This window comes from Leptolyngbya sp. CCY15150 (assembly GCF_016888135.1).
In the GTDB taxonomy this organism is placed as follows: Bacteria; Cyanobacteriota; Cyanobacteriia; order RECH01; family RECH01; genus RECH01.
This window is the reverse complement of sequence record NZ_JACSWB010000017.1, coordinates 1-311: the sequence shown is the minus strand read 5'-3', so window position 1 is coordinate 311 and position 311 is coordinate 1. Positions and strand designations below refer to the sequence as shown.

Here is a 311-nt window from a genome sequence, read left to right as displayed (position 1 = left end):
AGACCAAAGGAGCCAAAGGCGGCAATCCTGATCCGGTGCAGACTGAAGCGTTTAAGTCCCAGATCAAGCCATCGGCTGCCGATGTTGATGAGCCGTTGGCTAAGAAGCCGCTGGCGGTGAAGTTGCCTGTGAGTCACGATGCAATTGTGAGGGCCATGGACAATAAGCAAGCGTTTGTTCGAGCCGCTGTGCGTGAAAAGTTGGAGCGGGATGGATCAGCAATTCTCAGTATGAACATCTTGCATGAGCTTATTGAGAACAGTGTCAATAGATTTGTTGAAAAAGCTCATTCTTTCGTTCAGGATTCGGCA

At 49.5% G+C, this 311-nt stretch carries 1 protein-coding gene; it reads left to right on the top strand.

The window, feature by feature from the left end; translation table 11 throughout:
- On the top strand, window positions 1-311 hold a 311-nt coding region (locus tag JUJ53_RS00080; protein WP_204149983.1), incomplete at both ends, for a hypothetical protein.